Below are 25,871 nucleotides of genomic sequence, written 5' to 3' on the forward strand. Positions count from 1 at the left end.
TTCGACGAGTTAGGAGGATTTGTCATGTTGGAGTTTGATACAAATTTAGATTCTTTAGCGACAATAAAAGTTATCGGTGTCGGTGGTGGTGGTAACAACGCTGTAAACCGCATGATCGAGCATGGTGTACAGGGTGTTGAATTTATCGCTGTAAATACAGATGCGCAAGCTTTGAATCTATCAAAAGCTGAAATAAAAATGCAAATCGGTGGTAAATTAACCAGAGGATTAGGAGCAGGTGCCAATCCGGAAGTGGGGAAAAAAGCTGCCGAAGAAAGTAAAGAACAGATCGAAGAAGCTTTAAGAGGAGCAGATATGGTCTTCGTTACAGCTGGAATGGGCGGAGGAACTGGAACTGGTGCAGCTCCGGTAATCGCTCAAATTGCCCGAGAAATCGGAGCATTAACGGTTGGTGTAGTTACACGGCCTTTCACCTTTGAAGGAAGAAAGCGTTCAAATCAAGCAAGCGGTGGTATCGCTGCAATGAAAGAAGGAGTAGATACCCTTATCGTAATTCCAAACGACCGTCTGCTTGAGATCGTAGATAAGAGCACACCAATGCTTGAAGCATTCCGAGAAGCAGATAACGTATTAAGACAAGGTGTTCAAGGTATCTCAGATCTGATCGCAACTCCTGGTCTTATTAACCTTGACTTTGCCGACGTAAAGACAATCATGTCTAACAAAGGTTCAGCACTCATGGGCATAGGTGCTGCTTCTGGTGAGAATCGTGCGACGGAAGCCGCAAAAAAAGCCGTTTCAAGTCCATTACTTGAGACATCCATTGATGGAGCTCAAGGTGTACTGATGAACATTACAGGTGGTACATCTTTAAGTCTATATGAAGTACAAGAAGCTGCAGACATTGTAGCATCTGCTTCAGATCAAGAAGTAAACATGATTTTCGGTTCCGTAATTAATGAAGATTTAAAAGATGATATCGTCGTAACCGTTATTGCAACAGGGTTTAATGAAGAGGTGATTCAACCTCCAAAACAAACTCGACCAACATTTGGTGGAATGAAACCAAATCAAAGTCCAAATCCAAGCCAATCTATCAAGCGCGAACAACCTAAACGCGAAGAGCCTCAACACCAAGAGCCGGTGAGAACCTCTTCCAATCAAAATCAGGGAGCGGAAGAAACACTGGATATCCCAACCTTCCTTCGCAACCGTAACCGCCGCCGATAATAGCTTGTCCGTAAGAAAAGTAAAACAGCCCCAAAGGCATTTATGCCTTTGGGGCTGTTTTTTTCTCTAATCATCCAATCACCAATCCGCTTCACAAAGCTATTTTTATACCTCGAATCGGGAATAAATTTAGTGACATATTTCGTTATAATCTCTGAAAAGTTTTCCTCTGAAGCATACAAAAAATGACAACCTTTTAAAGGGTATGTACGATATACTTCTGATAAGTCATTCCTATCTCGAAATTTAAATAGCTGTAACTGGGTGAAGTTTCAAAAGGAGGGTAGAGATTGACCTTATATCTGGATGTCATCTGGTTGTTAAATCTGTTGGTAGACTTTTTCTTATTATGGTTAACAGGGATCATCTTAAAAAGACAATATGCCCTATGGAGAATTGGACTTGGCAGTTTGATAGGATCGATCATTATTCTCCTTGCCTTTTCACCTTATGCAACTCTTATAGGAAACCCTCTTATGAAATTATTATTTTCAATAATCATGGTGTACTCAGCTTTTGGGTATAGAAGATTGCGCTATTACTTATCCAATCTTCTTATGTTCTATTTTGTTACCTTTTTTACAGGTGGGATATTAATTGGGACTCATTATTTTATAAGTTTCGACCCTGGTACAGAATCCTCCATGTTGCTTGCAAGCATCCGTGGTTTTGGAGATCCGATAAGCTGGGTATTTGTTATGCTCGCCCTGCCTCTTGCCTGGTATTTTTCTAAGGGCAGAGTGGATAGCATTGAGCAAGTGAAGATTCAGTATGATCAGCTTCTGACAGTAAGCATAAAAATTGAAGATTTTCAATGTACCGTAAATGGTCTTGTTGACAGTGGTAACCAACTTCAAGACCCCATATCCAAAAGTCCGGTCATGATACTATCCATCGCTGAGATAGAGGGGGTAATTCCAGAAGAAGTGAGGGCACTATGCCACGATATTGATGAAATCTTCTCCGGAGAAAAAAATATCGACACTCGCTGGTCTGACCGGATGAGAATTGTACCCGCCCAATCGGTGGGTAGAAAAAGTCAACTTCTAGCCGCTATAAAACCTGATTCTCTCATTCTAAAAGATCATGAATCAGAATGGGCGATCCCGAATGGACTGATCGCCTTCAGAGAGGATTCCCTCTCAGCAGATGGGAATTTTCAAGCGATCGTTCATCCAAAAATGGCTTCGCGAAAGCCGGTACTTAACGTTTCTTAAATCAATTATTACTACTATACTCACAATTTAAAGAAATAGAAGGGGGAGCAACAATGAAAAAATTCAAATTTAAATTTTTATACTATTGGTACAAACTGTTAATCAAACTTGGACTGAAAACAGATGAAATTTACTACATAGGTGGTAGTGAAGCACTTCCCCCTCCATTGACGAAAGAGGAGGAAGAAGTATTACTCAATAAATTGCCTAAAGGTGATAAAGCTGCCCGTTCTTTGTTGATTGAACGAAACTTGAGGTTAGTCGTATATATCGCCAGGAAGTTTGAAAATACAGGAATTAATATTGAAGACCTGATCAGCATCGGTACGATTGGCTTGATAAAAGCAGTAAACACATTCAATCCAGAGAAAAAAATCAAGTTAGCTACGTATGCTTCCAGGTGTATAGAAAATGAAATTCTTATGTACTTAAGAAGAAACAATAAAATTCGTTCTGAAGTTTCGTTTGATGAACCACTCAATATTGATTGGGACGGAAATGAATTACTATTATCGGACGTCCTTGGAACAGATGAAGATATTATAACAAAAGACCTTGAAGCGACCGTAGACAAAAAACTGCTCTTTAACGCTCTTCACCAGCTTTCTGATCGTGAAAAGCAAATCATGGAGCTCCGTTTTGGACTAATGGGAGAAGAAGAAAAAACCCAAAAGGATGTAGCGGATATGCTTGGAATTTCCCAGTCTTATATCTCCCGTTTAGAAAAGAGGATTATTAAGCGTCTAAAAAAGGAATTTAATAAAATGGTATAACCTGATAAAAACTGACCTTTTCTATAGAAAAGGTCAGTTTTTTTTGTTTAAAACCATTTTAAATTTTTTTATATGAATTTGTCCAGATATCTTAAGGGGTTTGAAGAATATGAAACATTACTTGCCAGAATGGAATGCATATTTTTCCTCTCCAAGGAAATACTGAATTTTGTACAGCAGCTCCTACAAGGAGGGGAAAGAATGACACGTAATAAAGTCGAGATTTGTGGTGTAGATACTTCCAAATTACCAGTTCTCAAAAATGATGAAATGAGAGTACTATTCAAGCAAATGCAAGCGGGCGACATTACCGCAAGAGAAAAACTTGTAAATGGGAATTTGCGCCTCGTCTTAAGTGTAATTCAACGCTTTAATAACCGTGGTGAGTATGTTGATGATTTATTTCAAGTAGGGTGTATCGGATTAATGAAATCCATCGATAATTTTGATTTAGGTCAAAACGTTCGATTCTCTACATACGCGGTTCCGATGATCATTGGGGAAATCCGAAGGTATTTAAGAGACAATAACCCAATCAGGGTATCTCGCTCACTACGAGATATTGCGTACAAAGCTCTGCAAGTAAGGGAAAAATTGATGGGGGAAACATCCAGGGAACCGACAGCAGAAGAAATTGCGAAAGTTCTTGATGTATCCCACGAAGAAATCGTATTTGCATTGGATGCCATCCAAGATCCCGTATCTCTGTTTGAACCTATATACAATGATGGGGGAGACCCAATATTTGTGATGGATCAACTAAGCGACGAAAAGAACCGTGATTTCCATTGGATTGAAGAAATTGCCCTTCAAGAAGGGATGAGACGATTGAATGATCGTGAAAAACTCATTATCAGCAAACGCTTCTTTCAAGGGAAAACTCAAATGGAAGTGGCTGACGAGATCGGCATCTCACAAGCACAAGTATCAAGACTGGAAAAAGCAGCAATCAAACAAATGAACAAAAATATTCAATAAGTAAAGAAAAGCGGAGGCGGTTTGATCAGCCCCGAAAAGCACAATAGGAAACCCCCAAAAGGCGCTTTTTGCCTTATGGGGGTTTCCTATTGTGACCTCGAGGGGCTAGCCGCCGGAGCTGGACAATCGAAAAGCGGAAGGGCTTTGCCCAGAGGCGACAAGCATAAGTCAAACCATCCGGAAAGGCGCCCTTTGCCTTTTTGGATGGTTTGACTTATGACCTCGAGCCTCTAAGCCGCCGGAGCTGGACAATCGAAAAGCGGAAGGGCTTTGCCCAGAGGCGACAAGCATAAGGCGAATCATCCGGAAAGGCGTTCTTTGCCTTTTTGGATGGTTTGACTTATGACCTCGAGCCTCTAAGCCCTGTAGCTGGACAAAAGAAAAGCGGAAGGGCTTTGCCCAGAGGCGACAAGCATAAGGTGAATCATCCGGAAAGGCGCCCTTTGCCTTTTTGGATGGTTTGACTTATGACCTCGAGCCTCTAAGCCCTGTAGCTGGACAAAAGAAAAGAAAAGCTGATCTCCTTCGGGTAGGTCTGCCTTTTTTTTTGTTGCATACACTATTATTAACTACTTGAATTGGGTGAATGAACAGTCTTTGAATATATGGTACACAATGAAAAACAACAAGAAGAGAGGGTGAAAACAGATGGTACGTATATCTGAATTTCAGGTGAAAGATGTTGTGAGTATATCTGACGGACGGAAATTAGGGAATATAGGGGATATAGAAATTAACCTGGATACTGGAAGAATTGAGGCCATTGTCATCGGTGGTGGAGGGAAGATATTGGGTTTCTTCGGAAAAGATGAAGATATTGTGATTCCTTGGAGCAGCATTGTAAAAATAGGGGAAGATGTTATTCTGGTCAGATATAAAGAAAGTCATTATATTCAAGGTCAACTGCAGGAACCGAAACAAGCCCCCGATACATGACGAATCTTCAGGGAATATGGTACACTTAATAAAAACGAAGGAGATTCAACGTGTCAAAGGAGCCTTTCAATAGAGAAACAGAATCTTATTATTCTATAAATACATGGACGAAAAGTAATCCTCGGCTAGTTGCAGGGATCACAACAAGATGGGGTGGTGTCAGTACCGGACCATTTCACTCTTTCAATATGGGATTGCACGTGGGAGACGATGAATCTTCAGTGATTCAAAATCGTCAATTACTTGCTTCCAGTTTGATGATGCCAGTTGAATCATGGGCGGCTGCTGAGCAAACCCATGGAAACAACATTCATACAGTAGGAAAAGTAGACATGGGAAAAGGTGCAGAGCACTATCATACCAGCATTCAAGATACTGATGGCTTTATTGCTCGGAATGAGAATATTCTATTGACGATGTGTTATGCGGATTGTGTACCTCTCTATTTCCTGGATAAAGATTCGGGTACAATCGGATTGGCCCATGCCGGATGGAAAGGTACTGTTTTACAAATAGGGCCCAAAATGGTCGATGCTTTTATGGAGAAAGGTGCCTCCATGTCTTCCCTGGAGGTTGTGATCGGGCCATCCATATGTAAGAATTGCTATGTAGTTGATGACTATGTGATCAATAAAGTGAAAAAAACACTAGAAGATGAAAACATCTTACCCTATAATTTAAAGGAAGAGGGACAATATTACCTCGATTTAAAGAAATTGAATGAACAGCTTTTAGTGCAAGCTGGTTTAAATGCTGAACAAATCCACACTTCTAGTTATTGTTCATCCTGTCACAATGAGTTTTTCTCCTACAGAAGAGATGGTGGTAAAACAGGAAGAATCATGAGCTTCATTGGCTGGAAGGAGAAAAAAAAATGAAGGTATCTGAAAAACTTAAAATCATCCAGAAAAATATTGAAAACGCATGTGAAAGCAGTGGAAGAAATCCTGAAGCCGTACATGTTGTAGCGGTCACTAAATACGTTTCAATTGAGAGAGCCGAAGAAGCTGTTGAAGCCGGCCTCATGCACTTAGGTGAGAACCGTGACGAAGGAATGCTCTCAAAGTGGGATGTTCTACAGGACAAACCCCAGTGGCATTTTATTGGTTCTCTGCAAACTAGAAAAGTAAAAAACATCATTGATAAAGTATCATACATACATTCTCTGGATCGTCTGTCATTAGCCAAAGAAATTCATAAAAGAGCGGACAAGCCTGTGTCCTGTTTTGTTCAAGTGAATGTTTCGGGAGAAGATTCTAAACATGGGTTATCACCTCAAGAGGTAAAAGAATTTATTGTGAGTCTAAAAGACTTCACAAATATTAAAGTCGTAGGATTAATGACGATGGCTCCACATACGGACGATGAACCATTCTTAAGGACTTGTTTTAGACACTTGAAAACAATCCAGGAAGAAGTCATCTCTTTAAACCTCCCATATGCCCCTTGTTCAGAATTATCAATGGGGATGAGCAATGATTACATGATTGCAATCGAAGAGGGAGCTACGTTTATTCGTATTGGAACTGCATTAGTTGGAAATGACTGAGAGGGGATGAATACAAATGGGTATCAAGTCAAAGTTTAAAACGTTCTTTTTGCTGGATGAAGATGAATATGATTATGAAGAAGAAAAGTTTGAAGAAGAATATGAGGAGAAAAAGCCCATGAAGTCGCAGCTTTCAAATTCGAAACAAAATGTTGTAAGTCTTCAAAGTGTTCAAAAATCTTCTAAGATGATTCTGGCTGAGCCAAGAGTATATGCCGAAGCTCAAGAGATTGCTGATCATTTAAAGAATAGACGCTCTGTACTGGTAAACTTACAGCGGATTCAACATGATCAAGCGAAACGCATTGTCGACTTTTTAAGTGGAACTGTGTACGCAATTGGAGGCGACATTCAGCGTGTAGGAGATAATATTTTTCTTTGTACGCCTGATAATGTGGAAGTGAGCGGAAATATCTCAGAGTTCTTGAAAGAAGAAGATCTATCAGATTCGAGGTGGTAATGTAAATTATGGTGTTGCTTTATGAGATTTTATCGAACCTTATTCAAATTTACTCCTGGGCTTTAATCATTTATATATTAATGTCCTGGTTTCCAAATGCAAGGGAATCGGCAATTGGTCAGTTCTTATCAAGAATATGCGAACCGTATTTAGAGCCGTTCAGACGTTTCGTTCCTTCAATCGGGATGATTGATATTTCACCAATCGTGGCATTCATTGTGTTGAACTTGGCGCAATCTGGGTTATACCAATTATTTAGATGGCTTATATAATTGAGAATCAGGATATCAAATTTCCTTTAAAGAACTGAAACCGGATTGAACAGTTTCAGTTCTTTTATTTTGGGTAAATCACATAGGGGGTGAGCATGTGTCTTCAATTTATCAACATTTCAGGCAGGATGAGAAAGAGTTTGTTGATGCTGTACTGGAGTGGAAACTGGCGGTGGAAAATCAATATTCAGCCAAACGAACGGACTTTTTGGATCCAAGACAACAGTATATTGTCGAGTCGATTATCGGAAACAACGACGAAATTCTTTTCTCCTTTTACCCTGAGAATACGGAGAGGAAGAGAGCATTATTATATCCTTCTTATTTTCAACCTGAGGAAGAAGATTTTGGTATTAAGTTATTTGAAATACAGTACCCGTCCAAGTTTGTTACAATAGAGCATAGACAGGTATTAGGGACTCTCATGTCATTAGGGTTGAGACGGGAAAAATTCGGTGACATTCTATCTGAGGACGATACCATTCAACTCATGCTCGCAGATGAGATTTCTGAATACGTCAGGATGGAACTCACACAAATAGGCAAAGCGAAGATTTCCATGAAGGATATTCCAATGAAGGATCGAATCGAGAGCAAGGAAGAATGGATGGAAAAAGTGACTACTGTAAGCTCCCTGCGGTTAGATGTCGTTCTCGCAGCAATCTATAATGATTCCCGTCAAAAAGCTCAAACATTGATTAAAAGCAATCATGTAAAAGTCAATTGGAAAACGGTCGAGAATGCCTCCTTTGAAGTAGAAGCTGGGGATGTAATTTCAGCAAGAGGATATGGTAGAAGTAAGTTATTGTCCATTGAAGGAAGAACAAAAAGGGATAAATGGCGAATTTCTGTTGGAATACTGAAATAATTTAAGAAAATTAAAGGAATTCTCCCACATACTGTCGAAATTTTAGTTATAATAAATATGTAATTCACCAAGTACTGGAGGTGGCTCCCATGCCTTTAACGCCATTAGACATACATAATAAAGAATTTAGTCGTGGCTTTCGTGGTTATGATGAGGACGAGGTTAATGAATTTTTAGATCAAATTATTAAGGATTATGAAATTCTTATCCGAGAGAAGAAGGAAACGGAAGAACGTTTAAACTCCTTGAATGAACGTTTAGGCCATTTTACAAACATCGAGGAAACGTTAAACAAGTCAATCGTCATCGCTCAAGAAGCAGGGGAAGAAGTTAAGCGTAATGCAATGAAAGAATCGAAGCTGATCATTAAGGAAGCCGAAAAGAATGCTGATCGCATCGTTAATGAATCATTATCTAAAGCCCGTAAGATTGCCATCGAGATTGAAGAGCTCAAGAAGCAGTCAAAGGTGTTCCGGACTCGTTTCAAAATGTTAATCGAAGCTCAGCTTGATTTACTTGATACAAATGATTGGGATCAATTAATGGAATTTGATCTGGACGCAACAGATTTAAAAACTTTAAAAGAAGAAGAGACATTGTCTTGACGAAAAGCGCAATACTTTCATATAATTGAACAACAATCTAAATTGCCATAATGAAGGCTAAGACAGGGACAGTACGTTTCTTATGATATTTCCTTTATAGCGAGTGGGGGACGGTGTAAGCCCGACAAGGAACAAAGGTACGGAAAATCACCCTCGAGCTCCATTCATGAAATTCACTTCTGGAGAGTAATGAATAGCGTCTTGTTCACGTTACGAATCAAAACGAGTGAAGATCGGTTTCGATCTTTATGAGGGTGGTACCGCGGGAAAAGCTTTCTCGTCCCTTTACAGGGATGAGGAAGCTTTTTTTTTGTTTACAAAAGGGATAGCCTGATTAAGAATTGCAGGTTTTAGAAAAGATGGCAATTAAGAGAAACGTTTAGGAGGAAGATTTCATGGAGTATAAAGATACATTATTGATGCCGAAGACGGAATTTCCGATGAGAGGAAATTTACCAAAACGAGAACCGGATACACAGAATAAATGGGAAGAAATGGATATTTATCAAAAAGTGCAGGAGAGAACGAATGATCGTCCATTATTTGTTCTTCACGATGGACCTCCATATGCCAATGGAAATATTCATATGGGTCACGCATTAAATAAAATTCTTAAGGACTTTATCGTCCGCTATAAATCCATGAGTGGATTCCATGCACCATATGTTCCAGGCTGGGACACTCATGGTTTACCGATTGAGCAGGCGTTAACGAACAAAGGCGTGAAGCGTAAAGAAATGACTATCGCTGAGTTCCGTAAATTGTGTGAAGAATATGCTTATGAGCAGGTTGATAACCAACGCACTCAGTTCAAACAATTAGGGGTCCGTGGTGATTGGGATAATCCATATATCACCTTAAAGCCTGAGTACGAAGCTCAACAGATTAAAGTGTTTGGTGATATGGCGAAGAAAGGCTATATCTATAAAGGTAAAAAGCCAGTGTACTGGTCTCCTTCAAGTGAATCAGCCTTAGCAGAAGCAGAGATCGAGTATCAGGATAAGCGTTCTCCTTCCATCTACGTTGGTTTCGCCGTTACAGAAGGTAAGGGTGTTCTTGAAGAAGGGACTCAATTAGTCATCTGGACGACAACTCCTTGGACGATTCCTGCCAACCTGGGAATTGCCGTGCATGAAGATTTAAGCTATGTCGTTGTCAATGTGAAAGAAAGCAGCTATGTAGTAGCAGAAGATTTATTGGAAGAAGTTGCGAAGAATCTGGAATGGGAAGATTACTCAGTATTCAATAAGGTTAAAGGTGCGGAGCTTGAGCATATCGTGGCAAAACATCCATTATATGATCGGGATTCACTTGTTGTCCTAGGCGAACATGTTACAACTGAATCTGGTACAGGGTGTGTTCATACTGCACCAGGACACGGAGAAGATGACTTCCTGGTAGGAAAGAAATATGGTTTGGATGTGTTATGTCCGGTAGACGATAAAGGAGTAATGACCTCAGAAGCACCTGGATTTGAAGGCTTGTTCTATGATAAAGCCAATAAGCCGATTACCGAAAAGTTACAGGAAACAGGAGCATTATTAAAGCTTAACTTTATCACTCACTCCTATCCACATGATTGGCGTACGAAAAAGCCTGTTATCTATAGAGCGACGGCACAATGGTTTGCGTCAATCGATAAATTCCGTAAAGAATTGCTGGAAGCTGTCAATGAAACGAAATGGGTCCCAGCTTGGGGGGAAACACGCCTTTACAATATGGTCAGAGACCGTGGAGACTGGTGTATTTCAAGACAACGTGCATGGGGAGTGCCGATCCCGGTATTTTATGCTGAAAATGGCCAGGAAATCATTACAGATGAAACAATCGACCATGTATCGAAGCTCTTCCGTGAACATGGATCAAACATCTGGTTTGAAAAAGAAGCGAAGGATCTTCTACCTGAAGGATTTACCCATGAAGGAAGTCCGAATGGGAAGTTCACAAAAGAACAGGATATCATGGACGTCTGGTTTGATTCAGGTTCCTCACATCAAGCGGTACTTGAAGAAAGAAATGACCTCGAGCGTCCTGCAGACCTTTATTTAGAGGGATCTGACCAATATCGCGGATGGTTTAACTCTTCTTTGACTACAAGTGTAGCAGTGACGGGTAAAGCTCCATATAAAGGCGTGTTAAGTCATGGATTTGCTCTTGATGGGGACGGAAGAAAAATGAGTAAATCATTAGGGAACGTAGTCGTTCCTGAAAAAGTGATGAAGCAGCTTGGAGCCGATATCCTTCGCCTTTGGGTTGCATCGGTTGATTATCAAGCGGATGTACGTGTATCAGATCCAATCTTGAAGCAAGTGGCTGAAGTGTATCGTAAAATCCGTAATACGTACCGTTTCTTATTAGGAAATCTTTCTGACTTTGATCCAAGTACCAATGCGGTATCCTTCGATCAATTAAGAGAAGTGGATCAATTCATGCTTGTAAAGCTGAATGATCTTGTGAAAAATGTGAGAAATTCATACGACAAATATGAGTTTGCAAGCATCTATCACGCTGTAAATAATTTCTGTACGCTTGATTTAAGTTCATTCTATTTAGACTTTGCGAAGGATGTTTTATATATTGAGTCAGAAAATCATGAAGAGCGTCGTGCCATTCAAACTGTGTTATATGAATCCCTGGTTGCTCTTACGAAACTGATGTCTCCAATCCTTTCTCATACAGCTGATGAAGTGTGGGCTTATATCCCTGGAGTAGAGGGAGAAAGTGTTCAACTTACTGATATGCCTGAAGTGCAAGAGTTAAGAAACTCTGATGAGTTGAAGAAGAAATGGAATGCTTTCCTTGAGTTAAGAGATGATGTATTAAAGGGTCTTGAAGAAGCTCGCAATCAGAAGATGATTGGGAAATCATTAACGGCTAAAGTGACTCTATACGTGAATGATGAAACGAAAGCTTTACTCGGTTCCATTAAGGAAGACTTAAAACAATTGTTCATCGTGTCCGCCTTTGAAATCGGTGGATCATTGAGCGAAGCACCTGAACATGCATTAAGTCTTGGTGAAAACAATATTGTCGTCGAAAAAGCCGAGGGTGAAACATGTGACCGCTGTTGGGTTGTCACAACCACAGTGGGTGAGGATAAGGATCATCCGACGCTTTGCACACGCTGTGCATCAGTAGTGAAAGAAAGCTATTCTCACCTGGCATAATACCGAAAGGCTGACCCGCATTTTATGTGGGTCAGCCTTTTTTATTTGTCTTTTTCTAATTCCAAAATTGCTATATCTTGCAACACAATTTTCAGGTGTGTTTCCCCCATACTATAAATGGAGGGATCAAAGATGACATATGACCGATACACATCCATTGTTCAAGAGCTGACAACATCGTTGCAAGAGCTGGAGGCAAGTAGATCTCAACATCCTTTAATTCAGCAGTATATTGATGATGAAATTACCGAAGTAAAACAAGCCCTAAATCGTGTTAGAGATAATCAATACGGGTATTGTGAAATGAGTGGAGAAGAAATCCCCTTTGATTTCATAAAGATGAACCCGACCTGCTCAACGCTTCATGATGCATTAGAGTGGAGACGATTTGGAAAGATCTCATCTTATTCCTGAGTGCTAAGCGCGGGTTTCATCGTTCTCATTTAGTTTAAGTGTCTTTATTTCCCCTTTTATGCTAAAATGCAAAGGTAATCATTTTACGATGTTCGGAGGTTGCCTTTGTGTTTTATTATTTATTGGCTTTGGTTGTGATTGGACTAGATCAATTAACAAAATGGTTGGTTGTGAAACGAATGACAGAAGGAGAAAGTATAAAGATTATAGACAATTTTTTATATCTTACTTCTCATCGAAATCAAGGTGCAGCATGGGGAATACTTCAAGGGCAAATGTGGTTTTTTTACATTATTACAGTAGTAGTGATTGTAGGTATCGTGTATTATATGCAAGTCCATGCAAAAGGGCATTCTTTATTTAGTTTAAGTTTAGCCTTTATGCTTGGTGGAGCTATTGGAAACTTTATTGACCGTGTCTTTCGGAAAGAAGTGGTTGATTTCTTAAATACATACATCTTTTCCTATGATTTTCCGATCTTTAATATTGCCGATGCAGCATTAACCATTGGAGTAGCATTGTTACTAATTTACATGTATTTAGACGAACGAAAAGCAAAGAAGGAGAACAAAAATGGAAGTAATTCAGCACAACATACAGCAGGAAGACCAGGGAGAACGAATTGATAAAGTCGTAAGTCAGTTGAACAAGGAATGGTCCCGTTCACAGGTTCAACAATGGATAAAAGAAGGTCATATTAAAGTTAATGGTGAGGCAGTCAAACCTAATTTCAAATGTCCAGCGGATGCAGTAATCGAGGTTTCGATCCCGGAACCCGAAGAGTTGGATGTAGAGCCGGAAGACCTCAATCTTGACATTGCCTATGAAGATGGGGATGTCATTGTTGTAAACAAGCCAAAGGGAATGGTGGTTCACCCTGCACCTGGGCATTATTCAGGGACAATGGTGAATGGATTGATGTTTCACTGTAAGGATTTATCCGGCATTAATGGAGTTCTAAGACCAGGGATCGTCCATCGTATAGATAAGGACACTTCAGGCTTACTGATGGTGGCGAAAAATGATATGGCTCACGAGCATTTGGTTAATCAGCTTGTAGCAAAGTCCGTAACAAGAAAATATACGGCCATTGTACATGGCCTGATTCCCCATGAATACGGCACCATTGATGCTCCGATCGGAAGGGACCCTAAAGATCGCCAAAGTATGGCTGTAGTGGATAACGGCAAACAAGCGGTGACACACTTCAGAGTGTTGGATCGATATAAAGATTTCACATTAGTCGAATGTGAATTGGAGACGGGTCGAACGCATCAAATCCGTGTGCACATGAAGTATATCGGCTTCCCGCTTGCGGGGGATCCAAAGTATGGACCACGAAAGACATTGAGCATTGAAGGACAGGCCCTTCACGCGGGTGTGTTAGGTTTTGTCCATCCTAGAACAGAAGAGTATATGGAATTCCACACGGAGTTACCTCACGAGTTCACTAAACTTGTGAAGCATCTTGAAAATAATCGTTGACAAATTTCGACTGTACCTATATGATTTAGTTAATTGAATAAGTAACCTTTAATACGGTCCCGTGAGGCTGAGAAGGAGCATGTACGACCAAATCATTTTGGCGTGCAATCAGATTACAACGATAAGTGTGCCCTCTCATCCATCCGGTGAGAGGGATTTTTTATTTTATTGAAACGAGGTGGCGTAAATGACTAAAAAAGCTACGGTTCTGGATCAACCCGCCATTCGAAGGGCGCTGACAAGAATCGCCCATGAAATCATCGAGCGTAACAAAGGAATTGAAGATTGTATTCTGGTTGGTATTAAAACAAGAGGCATTTACATCGCTAATCGATTAGCCGAGCGAATTCATGATATTGAAGGTGAGCAAATTCCCGTAGGGGAAATAGACATCACTCTATACCGGGATGACTTATCAAAGAAAACAGAGGATCATGAACCAGAGGTCAAAGGTTCTGACCTGCCTGTTGATATTACGAACAAGAAAGTAATCCTGGTAGACGATGTATTATTCACAGGAAGAACGGTCCGGGCTGGTTTGGACGCATTAATGGATCTCGGACGACCAAGTCAAATTCAACTTGCAGTGCTGGTTGACCGGGGACATAGAGAATTACCGATAAGGGCTGACTTTGTCGGAAAGAATATTCCTACATCAAGCTCCGAAAAAATCATGGTTGCCTTAACCGAGGTCGATCAGGAAGATATCGTTGCAATTCACGAAAAAGAATAACGTAAGTCCTTTTAAGAGTGGTCCCGTGAGGCTGACAAAGGATGGGAATGAAGGTAGAAACAGGCCTTCTTGTACCCTCTTTGTGCCCTCTTTAGGACAAAGAGGGTTTTTTTATGGGGAAATTTGGGTATTGGAGGAGGAAACATAAATGAATCAAAATCATCAAGTTGTGTTAGACGTAGAAGAAGTGCCGAAGTTAGGAAAATGGATCACATTGAGTATACAGCATCTATTCGCCATGTTTGGGGCTACGGTATTGGTTCCATTCCTGGTAGGGCTAAGCCCTGGGGTTGCCCTTATCTCAAGTGGATTAGGAACACTTGCTTACCTCTTGATCACAAGAGGAAGAATCCCTGCTTATTTAGGATCATCCTTCGCATTCATCGCACCTATTCTTGCTGCAAAAAGTTTTGGAGGTCCTGAGGCTGCCATGATGGGAAGCTTTCTCGCCGGAATAGTGTACGGAATCGTAGCATTGCTCATCTCGAAACTGGGGCTGAAATGGCTTGTACGGATTCTTCCGCCGATAGTTGTAGGACCTGTGATTATGGTTATTGGATTAGGACTGGCAGGAACGGCTGTTAATATGGCCATGTACGAAAATCCTGGAGCAGATGAATTGGTTTACAGCAACACACACTTCATGGTAGCTCTTGCCACTCTGGCCATTACGGTGATTTGCTCGATATACTTTAAAGGCTTTCTCGGTATGGTGCCGATTTTAGCCGGAATCGTTGGAGGGTATATCATAGCGGTTTTTGCGGGATTAGTGAACTTCCAACAGGTGTTGGATGCTCCGCTCTTACAAATGCCGGATTTCTTTATCCCATTCATTGACTACACACCAAGCTTCTCTTGGGAAATCGTGTCCATCATGGTGCCTGTTGCCCTCGTAACCTTGGCAGAGCATACTGGAGACCAGATGGTTCTAAGTAAAGTAGTTGGACGGAACTTCATTGAAAAACCAGGTCTTCACCGCTCCATTCTTGGGGATGGGGTAGCAACGGTGATTGCATCCTTTCTCGGTGGACCACCTAATACAACGTATGGTGAAAACATTGGAGTATTAGCCATAACACGTGTATTCAGCGTATTCGTCATAGGAGGAGCCGCGGTTCTTGCCATCATGTTCGGGTTTATCGGGAAGATAACAGCCTTGATTGGATCGATTCCATCAGCCGTCATGGGCGGAGTTTCCATCCTTCTGTTCGGAATCATCGCCTCTAGCGGACTGCGCATGCTGATTGATAACAAAGTAGACCTGGGAAACAAGCGAAACCTGGTAATTTCCTCAGTGATCCTGGTGATCGGGGTAGGTGGGGCATTCGTGAAGGTCAACGAGCAGGTATCCTTATCAGGAATGGCGCTTGCGGCAATTGTCGGAGTTTTCCTTAACCTTGTCTTACCAGGCAGAGAAGAAAGCGAAGGGGAAAACAACTTATTCGAAGAAGAAAATGCTAAACAAGATGTTGCATAGAAGCACCTTTTAACATGGTCCAGAGAGTCTAGGAAGGGTGAATTTGAACAAGTCAGGCACGTGGGATTTTTCGCACTGTCCCTGTTGGCATGTTCAAAAACACCCTGTCAGAAAATTGACAGGGTGTTTTTTTGAAAGAAGAGAAGAAAGGGTTGTCCCATGATGAAGAACTTGTTGACAATGAATGATTTATCAAAAGAGGAAATCATTGAAATATTAGATGCGGCTGAACGCTTTAAAGAAGGAGAAACATGGAGGGAAGGCTCCAATAGATATGTAGCCAATCTTTTCTTCGAGGCAAGTACCCGGACGAAATGCAGTTTTGAAATGGCGGAAAGGAAGCTTGGACTCGAGGTCATCCCATTTGAAGCACAGACTTCAAGTGTACAAAAGGGAGAAAGCTTGTATGACACGGTGAAAACATTAGAAAGCATCGGTGTTGAAACCGTAGTCATCCGACACTCCATTGAACGATACTTCGATGAACTTGAACCACTTAACTTAAGCGTCATCAACGGAGGCGATGGCTGTGGTAATCATCCTACTCAATGCCTTTTGGACCTGCTGACCATTCGCCAGGAATTTGGAGGGTTTGAAGGACTGAAGGTATCCATCATTGGAGACATTGCCCATAGCCGAGTGGCAAGATCCAATGCAGAAGCGTTAACAAAGCTGGGATCAGAAGTGATGTTCTCTGGACCAAGGGAATGGTTCCCATCACAGGATCGACATCAATATATGCCGATAGATAACTGTATAGCAGACTCTGATGTGGTCATGTTACTTAGAATCCAACATGAGCGCCACGATAGTACCTCATGCCTAACGAAAGAAGAATACCATGAAAGCTTTGGTTTGACGGAAAGTCGAAAAGCACGAATGAAACCAACCGGTATCATTCTTCATCCGGCACCGGTCAACCGTGGAGTTGAAATTGCAGATTCATTGGTGGAATGTGATCAATCAAGAATCTTTAAGCAGATGGAAAATGGAGTATTCGTCAGAATGGCTGTTTTAAAGAGAGCACTTGAAATCAACTAATTAGGGGGAATTTGAAATGAATTGGTTAATTCGAAATGCACGTATTCTATCTAAGAATGGTGATCTTGAGATAGTGGATGTAAAGGTGGAGAATCAGAAAATCATCGAGATGGGAACAGATCTCAAACGTACCGATCACCAGGAATTTCAAGCAGATGGGTTATTGATTTCCCCAGGATTTGTTGATCTTCATGTCCATTTAAGAGAACCGGGGGGAGAACACAAAGAAACAATCGAAACGGGAACAAAAGCTGCTGCCAAGGGTGGATTCACGACCATCGCTGCAATGCCTAATACAAGACCCGTACCTGATTCAGTAGAAAATCTGCAAGCCCTTAACAAAAAAATCTCTGAAACATCCAGTGTTCGGGTGTTACCTTATGCAGCCATCACAGAGAGACAAATTGGGAAAACCCTTAATGATTTACCTTCCTTAAAGGAAAATGGGGCATTTGCCTTCACAGATGACGGGGTAGGGGTGCAATCGGCTGGCATGATGTTTGAGGCCATGAAGAAGGCAGCCGGCATCAATGCATCCATAGTGGCCCACTGTGAAGAGAATACACTGATTTATGGAGGAGCGGTCCATGATGGAACATTCTCCAAAGAGCATGACCTGAATGGGATACCTTCTATCTGTGAGGCAGTACATATATCCCGGGATGTGCTGCTGGCAGAAGCAGCAGGCGTGCATTATCACGTATGTCATATCTCAACGAAAGAGTCAGTAAGAGTGGTCCGCGATGCTAAAAAGGCCGGGATCAATGTGACAGCTGAGGTAACACCACACCATCTTCTCTTATGCGAAGAAGATATTCCGGGACTTGATCCGAATTTCAAGATGAACCCGCCTCTTAGAAGCAAAGAAGATCAGCGAGCGTTAATAGAAGGGTTGCTCGATGGAACCATCGACTTTATCGCGACGGATCATGCACCTCATACTGAAGCAGAGAAATCAGAAGGGATGCAGCTCGCTCCTTTCGGAATAGTTGGATTGGAAACAGCCTTTCCGTTACTCTACACACACTTTGTAGAGAAGGGAATCTTTACGTTAAAGCAGCTAATTGATTGGATGACGATTAAACCAAGCAAAGCCTTTAACCTTCCGTTTGGACTACTAGAAGTAGGAGGAGAAGCTGATTTCACGCTTATAGATATACATGAACAAAAAGTGATTGATCCAGCTGGGTTTTTATCAAAAGGAAAAAACACTCCATTTAAAGGGTGGGAGTGTAAAGGCTTTCCGAAAGCCACTTTTTATCAGGGATCTCTTGTATGGAATGAAGGAGGAAACAAACAATGAAAAGACAACTCATTTTAGATGATGGAACAGTATTCGTAGGAGAAGGCTTTGGAGCGAACAAAGAAACGATTGGAGAAGTGGTATTCAACACAAGTATGACAGGGTATCAGGAAATTCTATCAGACCCATCATACTGTGGACAGCTTGTCACTTTAACCTATCCCCTCGTAGGGAACTATGGAATCAATCGCGACGATTTTGAGTCCATCACTCCAGCTATCAAAGCATTCATTGTAAGAGAAGTTGCAGATTTTCCTTCTAACTGGAGAAATGAATCAACATTGGATGAATTATTAAAAGTAAAAGGAATTCCAGGAATTTCTGATATCGATACAAGAAAGTTAACAAGGATCATCAGACAGCATGGGGCAATGAAAGGCATCATTTGTTCGGCAGAGTTGGATCCGAAAGAAATGCTTGAGAAATTGCATGATACTGCACTTAGAACCGACCAAGTCATGCAGGTTTCAACGAAAACAGCATATGCCAGTCCGGGAAGAGGATATCGTGTCGTGTTAATGGATTTTGGGATGAAGCACGGAATCCTGAGAGAATTAAACAAGCGTGATTGTGACGTGATTGTGGTTCCTTATCATACATCAGCGGAAGAGATTCGTCGCTTGCAGCCTGACGGGATCATGCTCTCAAATGGACCGGGGGATCCGAAAGATGTACCGGAAGCGATAGAAACGGTTAAAGAGCTCCTGGGGGAAATTCCTCTCTTCGGAATTTGTTTAGGGCATCAATTATTTGCTCTCGCATGTGGAGGCGATTCCTTCAAAATGAAATTTGGTCACAGAGGAGGCAACCATCCAGTCAAAGACTTGAAAACTGGAAAAGTAGCACTGACTTCCCAGAACCACGGTTATGCTGTAGATGAAAAGTCGTTGGCAGGAACTAGGCTTCAAGTTACTCACATGGCCATCAATGATGGAACAGTAGAAGGTTTAAAGCATTTAGATTTCCCTGCCTTCACGGTTCAGTACCACCCGGAAGCATCTCCTGGACCTGAGGATTCAAATTACTTATTCGATGATTTTTTACAACTTATGAAGGAAGAGAAAAGAAAGGAGCTTCAACATGCCTAAACGTACAGACATTAAAAGCATCTTAGTTATCGGGAGCGGACCAATCATCATAGGACAGGCGGCAGAATTCGATTACGCGGGGACTCAAGCGTGCATCGCCTTAAAAGAGGAAGGGTACCGTGTCATCCTCGTCAATTCAAACCCTGCTACGATTATGACCGACGCTGAAATGGCAGATAAAGTGTATATCGAACCACTGACACTGGAGTTTGTCAGTAGAATCATTCGTAAAGAACGTCCGGATGCGGTTCTTCCTACATTAGGTGGTCAAACAGGATTAAACCTGGCTGTTGAACTCGCTAAATCAGGAGTGTTAGAAGAATGTGGAGTGGAAATTCTCGGAACGAAGCTCTCGGCAATCGAGAAGGCAGAAGATCGTGACCTATTTAGAAATTTAATGAATGAACTCGGAGAACCGGTTCCAGAGAGCGAAATCATCCGAACGGTGGATGAAGCGTTTCATTTCGTAGAAAGCGTCGGTTTCCCAGTAATCGTAAGACCAGCCTATACACTGGGTGGGACCGGCGGAGGGATCTGTCACAATGAAGAAGAACTAATTGAAATTGTAACATCAGGCCTGAAGTACAGCCCGGTAACTCAATGTCTACTGGAAAAAAGTATCGCAGGATTTAAAGAGATTGAATACGAGGTTATGAGGGATGCAGCGGATAATGCCATCGTGGTGTGTAATATGGAGAACATCGACCCGGTGGGAATCCATACGGGAGATTCCATCGTCGTAGCTCCAAGTCAAACACTAAGTGACCGGGAGTATCAGATGCTTCGTAATACAAGCTTAAAGATCATCCGCGCATTAGGGATCGAAGGGGGCTGTAACGTCCAGCTTGCCCTTGACCCGGACAGCTTCCAGTATTACATCATCGAAGTGAATCCAAGGGTGAGCCGTTCCTCTGCACTTGCATCAAAAGCAACGGGGTATCCAATTGCCAAGCTTGCAGCAAAAATTGCAGTAGGACTTACCCTGGATGAAATGATGAATCCTGTAACAGGCAAAACATATGCATCATTCGAACCTGCACTGGACTATGTAGTGACGAAAATCCCAAGATGGCCGTTTGATAAATTTGAAGCTGCCAAGCGTAATCTGGGTACACAAATGAAAGCAACCGGTGAAGTAATGGCGATTGGCCGAACGTTCGAAGAGTCACTTCTTAAAGCGATTCGTTCCTTGGAGAGCAATACGTATCATATGGAGTTAAGTGATTCTGAGCAATTTACAGACGAGTGGATCGAGAAGAGAATCCGCAAAGCAGGAGATGAACGACTCTTCTATATCGGGGAAGCACTTAGAAGAGGAGTGACGATTGAAACCATTCATGATTGGAGCAAAATCGATCTTTTCTTCCTGTATAAAATGAATAGAATCGTAGAATTCGAGAAGGAATTAACCTTACATCCCTTCAATCTTGAGCTGGGTCAAAAAGCAAAGCGAATGGGCTTTTCAGACATTACCATTGCCAAGCTATGGAATAGTACAGAAGCTGAATTGTATAGCTGGAGAAAAGAAAATGATTTAACACCTGTCTACAAAATGGTAGATACGTGTGCGGCTGAGTTTGAATCAGAAACTCCTTACTTCTATGGAACCTATGAGGATGAGAATGAATCCAGGGTCACATCAAGGGAAAGTGTCATCGTTCTTGGGTCAGGACCGATCAGGATCGGTCAGGGAGTAGAATTTGATTACGCAACCGTTCACTCTGTCTGGGCCATTAAAGAAGCGGGGTATGAAGCGATCATTGTAAATAACAATCCAGAAACGGTTTCGACCGACTTCAGCATCTCGGATAAATTATACTTTGAACCTCTCACGGTAGAGGATGTCATGCACATCATTGATCTTGAAAAGCCTAAGGGAGTTGTCGTGCAATTTGGTGGGCAAACCGCGATCAATCTGGCAGATGAGCTGGTGAGAAGAGGAGTCACGATTCTCGGTACATCTCTTGAAGATTTAGATCGTGCAGAAAACAGGGATAAATTCGAACACACTCTGAACGAACTTGGCATTCCTCAACCTGAAGGAAAGACAGCGGTATCAGTTGAAGGAGCCATTTCCATTGCTGAACACATCGGATACCCGGTGCTGGTCAGACCGTCTTACGTCCTTGGTGGAAGAGCTATGGAAATTGTTTACCGAGAAGAAGAGCTGCTTCAATACATGAAGAATGCAGTAAAGGTCAACCCGCAGCATCCGGTTTTAATCGACCGTTACCTGATCGGAAAAGAAATTGAAGTGGATGCCATTTCTGACGGAGTGGACGTAGTCGTACCTGGAATCATGGAGCATATCGAACGGGCTGGGGTTCACTCCGGAGATTCAATCGCGGTGTATCCTCCACAGCAGTTGACAGAGGAACAAAAACAAACCATTGTCGATTACACGACACGACTCGCAAAAGGGTTAAATATTGTTGGGTTACTGAATATCCAATATGTGATCTCCAAAGGTGAAGTATTTGTTCTGGAAGTGAATCCACGCTCCAGCCGTACTGTGCCATTCATCAGTAAAATCACCAATGTACCAATGGCGAATATTGCAACCAAGTCCATCCTTGGAATCTCCCTGAAGAATCAAGGATATAAATCAGGACTAATACCTGAAAAACATGGTGTCTATGTGAAGGTTCCTGTATTCTCCTTTGCCAAGCTAAGACGGGTCGACATCACTTTAGGGCCTGAAATGAAATCAACAGGTGAGGTAATGGGGAAAGACCTTACACTGGAAAAAGCCCTCTACAAAGGAATGGTTGCAGCAGGAATGCAAATGAAAGAATATGGATCTGTACTTATGACCGTAGCAGATAAAGACAAAGACGAAGCGGTTCTCCTGGCGAAACGATTTATCGATATCGGGTATCAAATCCTTGCAACAAAAGGTACGGCCGAGCACCTGACAAAAGCAAATATTGCCGTACGTGAAGTGGATAAAATCGGATCCAGCGGACCAACCCTGTTGGATATCATCCAAAGTGGAGAAACACAGCTGGTCATCAATACCTTGACAAAAGGAAAACAACCTGCCCGGGACGGATTTAGAATCCGTAGGGAATCAGTAGAAAACGGCATCCCATGTCTTACATCACTCGATACAGCAGAAGCCATCCTGCGAGTGATTGAATCCATGACATTCTCTGCTGAGGCTCTTCCATCACAACCGAAAACGAGAGAGGCGGTTTTTCAATGATCGTAAATGAAAAGATGGTGGTGCTTTCTCATGAAAGAATAGCTGAAAACATCTTTGAATTAGTTCTACAAGGAGAATTGGTGAGAGAGATCAAAGCTCCCGGACAATTTGTCCATATTAAAGTGGGTACGGGAATAGACCCTTTACTGAGGAGGCCGATTTCCATCGCCTCCCATAACCATGAAGAACTCACCATGTCATTGATCTACCGAGCTGAAGGAAAAGGGACGACAATTCTTTCACAAGCGAAAAATGGTGAAATAATAGATGTTTTAGGACCTCTTGGAAATGGGTTCTCAGTGGATAGTGACAGCAGGACCGCTCTATTAGTAGGTGGGGGAATTGGAGTTCCTCCCCTCTATGGTCTTTCTAAAAAGCTGGTTGAAAATGGTTGGATTGTGAAGCACATCCTTGGTTTTCAAACTGAATCCGTGAGCTTTTATGTGAACAAGTTCAGAGAATTGGGGGAAACCTTTGTCGCTACAGTGGATGGAACGCTCGGAACTTCCGGGTATGTAACAGATGTCATTCATAATGAATCTCCGAATTTTGATGTGTTCTACTCATGTGGTCCGACACCTATGCTGAAAGCACTTCAATCCCAATTGGGTGACAGACGCGGATTCATTTCTTTAGAAGAGCGAATGGGATGCGGAATTGGCGCTTGCTTCGCTTGTGTTTGTCACAAACAGGATGATCCACAAGGGTCAAGCTACGTTAAGGTTTGCAGTGACGGACCTGTATTTCCAGTAGGGGTGGTGCTTTTATGAAATCATTAAACATAGAATTACCGGGATTATCATTAAAAAACCCGGTCATGCCGGCATCAGGCTGCTTTGGCTTTGGTCGTGAATACAGTCAATTCTATGATTTAAGCGAGCTCGGGGCTATCATGATTAAAGCGACGACAGAAGAAGCTCGTTTTGGAAATCCGACTCCACGCGTTGCAGAGACGAATGCTGGAATGCTGAACGCGATAGGATTACAAAATCCCGGACTCACAGGGGTGATGGAAAACGAACTTCCATGGCTTTCCAAGTACGATGTACCGATCATTGCAAATGTGGCTGGTTCCCAAATGGAGGATTACGTGGAGGTGGCAAGAGTCATCTCAACCGCAGAAAACGTTAAGGCCCTTGAATTGAATATCTCCTGCCCAAATGTAAAAACGGGGGGAATAGCCTTTGGTACCATCCCCGAAGTGGCAAAAGAATTGACCGAGAGAGTAAAAGAGGTCACCCAGGTCCCTCTTTATGTAAAGCTATCACCTAATGTCTCCAATATTGTCGAAATGGCCAAGGCTGTCGAAGCAGGGGGAGCAGATGGTCTGACGATGATCAATACACTCCTCGGGATGAGACTGGATATAAAGACTGGAAAACCGATCCTGGCAAATAAAACAGGGGGATTATCCGGCCCAGCCATTAAACCGGTTGCGATCCGTATGATTTATGAAGTAAGTCAACAGGTGGATCTTCCGATTATCGGAATGGGGGGCATACAAACTGCTGAGGATGTCATTGAATATTTTTACGCAGGGGCAAGTGCCATCGCCGTCGGAACAGCAAACTTCGTGGATCCATTCGTGTGTCAACGGATCATTAAAGATTTACCGCCATTACTTGATGAACTGGGAGTGGAGCATATATCCCAACTGACCGGAAGGAGCTGGGGGAAGCATGAATCAAAAGCCGTTTATAGCTCTTGATTTCCCAACGTGGGAGAAGACATCAATCTTTTTAGATCAATTTTCAGAGAGTTTAAATGTAAAAGTCGGCATGGAGCTGTACCTTCAAAATGGACCGGTTATCATCGAAAAGATCTTAAATAAAAATCATCGTATTTTCCTGGACTTGAAGCTACATGACATTCCCAATACAGTATACGGCGCCATGAAGGGACTTGCCGGGTTCGACCTTGATATGATCAATGTGCATGCTGCAGGCGGAAGTTTAATGATGGAAAAGGCATTGGAAGGTTTACACGCCGGCACTCCAGCCAATCATTCACGCACAAAACTGATTGCCGTCACCCAGTTAACCTCAACAACGGAAGAACAAATGCAGGAAGAGCAACTAATACCTAAAACGATCAACGAATCTGTTTTACATTATGCCAACCTGGCAAAAATGGCGGGTCTTGATGGAGTGGTATGTTCTCCTCACGAATCTTCTCTTATAAAAGAACATTGTGGTGAAGATTTTATTCGGGTCACTCCTGGGATCAGGTTACCAGAAGATCAAAAAGGAGACCAAAAAAGAGTCACCACACCACGTATGGCAAAAGAAATGGGATCTTCTTTCATTGTTGTAGGAAGAAGTATTACTGGAGCAAGTAACCCGGTCGAAGCATATGAACGAATTGTACATGAATGGGAGGGCCTCTAAATGAAACAAGAAATCGCCAAAAAATTATTAGACATCGAAGCCGTATTCTTAAACCCGTCGGAGCCTTTTACATGGTCATCAGGAATCAAGTCCCCGATCTATTGTGATAATCGACTGACCTTATCTTATCCTGCTGTGCGGGATGAAATATCTACGGGTCTTGTCGAGATTATTAAAAAGCAGTTCCCCGATGTGGAAGTCATTGCAGGGACTGCAACAGCTGGAATTCCGCATGCTGCATGGGTAAGTGAAAAACTAAACCTGCCAATGTGTTATGTTCGCTCGAAAGCGAAAGCTCACGGAAAAGGAAAGCAAATTGAAGGGAAAGCTGCCCCTGGTCAAAAAGTGGTCGTAGTTGAAGACCTCATCTCGACAGGCGGAAGCTGTATCACAGCTGTGAACGCCTTAAGAGAAGCGGGCTGCGACGTATTAGGGGTGGCTGCCATTTTTACTTACGAGTTAGAAAAAGGGAAAAGCATGCTTGAAGATCACGACATTAAGGCATATGCTCTATCCGATTACTCAAGCTTATTGGATGTAGCACTTCAAAACTCGATCATTCGGGAAGAAGAACTGGAACAATTGAAGCTTTGGAGTGAAAATCCGGAGAAATGGGGCAGTTAAGGTGGAAAGCAACTCTTTTGTGAGTTGCTTTTAGTTTTTTTATGAGGGAAAAACAAAAGCACTCCCACCCTTTTTCAGATTGGAAGTGCTTCTTTAAT

25 protein-coding genes and 1 other annotated feature are annotated in these 25,871 nt (G+C 42.1%); all 25 genes read left to right on the top strand.

Annotated elements, in window-relative coordinates:
* Nucleotides 1–24 precede the first annotated feature (24 nt).
* The 25 genes from ftsZ (at nt 25) to pyrE (ending at nt 25,773) form a co-directional block, all read left to right on the top strand.
* On the top strand, nt 25–1,191 hold the full coding sequence (gene ftsZ, locus RSX31_RS02595) for a cell division protein FtsZ (protein WP_148968669.1): 1,167 nt from the start codon (nt 25–27) through the stop codon (nt 1,189–1,191).
* A gap of 290 nt (nt 1,192–1,481) precedes the next feature.
* A complete protein-coding gene (spoIIGA, locus tag RSX31_RS02600; RefSeq protein WP_315633141.1) occupies nt 1,482–2,408 on the top strand; it encodes a sigma-E processing peptidase SpoIIGA in 927 nt (308 codons plus the stop codon).
* A 53-nt stretch (nt 2,409–2,461) separates the two neighbouring features.
* On the top strand, nt 2,462–3,181 hold the full coding sequence (gene sigE, locus RSX31_RS02605) for an RNA polymerase sporulation sigma factor SigE (protein ID WP_113968294.1): 720 nt from the start codon (nt 2,462–2,464) through the stop codon (nt 3,179–3,181).
* A gap of 129 nt (nt 3,182–3,310) precedes the next feature.
* The gene (gene sigG / locus RSX31_RS02610) at nt 3,311–4,159 is read left to right on the top strand and encodes an RNA polymerase sporulation sigma factor SigG (RefSeq protein WP_222928932.1); all 849 of its coding nucleotides are present in this window, start codon (nt 3,311–3,313) and stop codon (nt 4,157–4,159) included.
* 648 nt (nt 4,160–4,807) lie between these two features.
* Entirely contained in the window at nt 4,808–5,095 is a 288-nt protein-coding gene (locus RSX31_RS02615; RefSeq protein ID WP_148968672.1) for a YlmC/YmxH family sporulation protein, read from the top strand.
* A gap of 50 nt (nt 5,096–5,145) precedes the next feature.
* Nucleotides 5,146–5,973 (top strand): peptidoglycan editing factor PgeF, encoded by an 828-nt coding sequence (gene pgeF, locus RSX31_RS02620; RefSeq protein WP_315633145.1) that lies wholly within the window; start codon nt 5,146–5,148, stop codon nt 5,971–5,973.
* On the top strand, nt 5,970–6,644 hold the full coding sequence (locus tag RSX31_RS02625; protein WP_148993554.1) for a YggS family pyridoxal phosphate-dependent enzyme: 675 nt from the start codon (nt 5,970–5,972) through the stop codon (nt 6,642–6,644). The genes pgeF and RSX31_RS02625 overlap by 4 nt, the downstream gene beginning before the upstream one ends.
* Nucleotides 6,645–6,660: 16 nt before the next feature.
* Entirely contained in the window at nt 6,661–7,104 is a 444-nt protein-coding gene (locus tag RSX31_RS02630; protein ID WP_315633147.1) for a cell division protein SepF, read from the top strand.
* An 8-nt stretch (nt 7,105–7,112) separates the two neighbouring features.
* A complete protein-coding gene (locus tag RSX31_RS02635) occupies nt 7,113–7,376 on the top strand; it encodes a YggT family protein (protein WP_148968675.1) in 264 nt (87 codons plus the stop codon).
* A 97-nt stretch (nt 7,377–7,473) separates the two neighbouring features.
* A complete protein-coding gene (locus tag RSX31_RS02640) occupies nt 7,474–8,244 on the top strand; it encodes a YlmH family RNA-binding protein (protein WP_282138025.1) in 771 nt (256 codons plus the stop codon).
* A gap of 89 nt (nt 8,245–8,333) precedes the next feature.
* The gene (locus RSX31_RS02645; RefSeq protein ID WP_098350955.1) at nt 8,334–8,849 is read left to right on the top strand and encodes a DivIVA domain-containing protein; all 516 of its coding nucleotides are present in this window, start codon (nt 8,334–8,336) and stop codon (nt 8,847–8,849) included.
* Nucleotides 8,850–8,899: 50 nt separating this feature from the next.
* Nucleotides 8,900–9,137, top strand: a binding site (T-box leader).
* A 107-nt stretch (nt 9,138–9,244) separates the two neighbouring features.
* On the top strand, nt 9,245–12,016 hold the full coding sequence (gene ileS, locus RSX31_RS02650) for an isoleucine--tRNA ligase (protein ID WP_315633152.1): 2,772 nt from the start codon (nt 9,245–9,247) through the stop codon (nt 12,014–12,016).
* Nucleotides 12,017–12,148: 132 nt separating this feature from the next.
* Nucleotides 12,149–12,430 (top strand): hypothetical protein, encoded by a 282-nt coding sequence (locus tag RSX31_RS02655; protein ID WP_148968678.1) that lies wholly within the window; start codon nt 12,149–12,151, stop codon nt 12,428–12,430.
* A 107-nt stretch (nt 12,431–12,537) separates the two neighbouring features.
* Nucleotides 12,538–13,056, top strand: a complete 519-nt coding sequence (lspA, locus tag RSX31_RS02660; RefSeq protein WP_148968679.1) for a signal peptidase II — start codon at nt 12,538–12,540, stop codon at nt 13,054–13,056.
* Nucleotides 13,004–13,915, top strand: a complete 912-nt coding sequence (locus tag RSX31_RS02665; protein WP_148993557.1) for an RluA family pseudouridine synthase — start codon at nt 13,004–13,006, stop codon at nt 13,913–13,915. Before lspA ends, RSX31_RS02665 begins: the two co-directional genes overlap by 53 nt.
* A 187-nt stretch (nt 13,916–14,102) precedes the next feature.
* Nucleotides 14,103–14,648, top strand: coding sequence for a bifunctional pyr operon transcriptional regulator/uracil phosphoribosyltransferase PyrR (gene pyrR, locus RSX31_RS02670; protein ID WP_113968281.1), 546 nt, complete (start codon nt 14,103–14,105; stop codon nt 14,646–14,648).
* A 148-nt stretch (nt 14,649–14,796) separates the two neighbouring features.
* A complete protein-coding gene (locus RSX31_RS02675; protein ID WP_148968682.1) occupies nt 14,797–16,125 on the top strand; it encodes a uracil-xanthine permease family protein in 1,329 nt (442 codons plus the stop codon).
* Between the two features lie 162 nt (nt 16,126–16,287).
* On the top strand, nt 16,288–17,166 hold the full coding sequence (locus RSX31_RS02680) for an aspartate carbamoyltransferase catalytic subunit (RefSeq protein ID WP_315633156.1): 879 nt from the start codon (nt 16,288–16,290) through the stop codon (nt 17,164–17,166).
* Nucleotides 17,167–17,182: 16 nt separating this feature from the next.
* Nucleotides 17,183–18,469 carry a dihydroorotase gene (locus RSX31_RS02685; RefSeq protein WP_315633158.1) on the top strand — a complete coding sequence of 429 codons (1,287 nt, stop codon included), beginning with the start codon at nt 17,183–17,185 and terminating at the stop codon, nt 18,467–18,469.
* Nucleotides 18,466–19,557 carry a carbamoyl phosphate synthase small subunit gene (locus tag RSX31_RS02690; RefSeq protein WP_148993560.1) on the top strand — a complete coding sequence of 364 codons (1,092 nt, stop codon included), beginning with the start codon at nt 18,466–18,468 and terminating at the stop codon, nt 19,555–19,557. The genes RSX31_RS02685 and RSX31_RS02690 overlap by 4 nt, the downstream gene beginning before the upstream one ends.
* On the top strand, nt 19,550–22,762 hold the full coding sequence (gene carB / locus RSX31_RS02695; protein ID WP_315633163.1) for a carbamoyl-phosphate synthase large subunit: 3,213 nt from the start codon (nt 19,550–19,552) through the stop codon (nt 22,760–22,762). The genes RSX31_RS02690 and carB overlap by 8 nt, the downstream gene beginning before the upstream one ends.
* Nucleotides 22,759–23,532, top strand: coding sequence for a dihydroorotate dehydrogenase electron transfer subunit (locus RSX31_RS02700; protein WP_315633164.1), 774 nt, complete (start codon nt 22,759–22,761; stop codon nt 23,530–23,532). Before carB ends, RSX31_RS02700 begins: the two co-directional genes overlap by 4 nt.
* Nucleotides 23,529–24,470 carry a dihydroorotate dehydrogenase gene (locus tag RSX31_RS02705; protein ID WP_315633166.1) on the top strand — a complete coding sequence of 314 codons (942 nt, stop codon included), beginning with the start codon at nt 23,529–23,531 and terminating at the stop codon, nt 24,468–24,470. The genes RSX31_RS02700 and RSX31_RS02705 overlap by 4 nt, the downstream gene beginning before the upstream one ends.
* Complete coding sequence (gene pyrF, locus RSX31_RS02710; RefSeq protein WP_315633168.1) at nt 24,442–25,149, top strand: orotidine-5'-phosphate decarboxylase; 708 nt, start codon at nt 24,442–24,444, stop codon at nt 25,147–25,149. Before RSX31_RS02705 ends, pyrF begins: the two co-directional genes overlap by 29 nt.
* Nucleotides 25,150–25,773, top strand: a complete 624-nt coding sequence (pyrE, locus tag RSX31_RS02715; RefSeq protein WP_315633169.1) for an orotate phosphoribosyltransferase — start codon at nt 25,150–25,152, stop codon at nt 25,771–25,773.
* Nucleotides 25,774–25,871: the final 98 nt, after the last annotated feature.

The organism is Rossellomorea yichunensis (genome assembly GCF_032337515.1).
GTDB lineage: Bacteria > Bacillota > Bacilli > Bacillales > Bacillaceae_B > Rossellomorea > Rossellomorea yichunensis.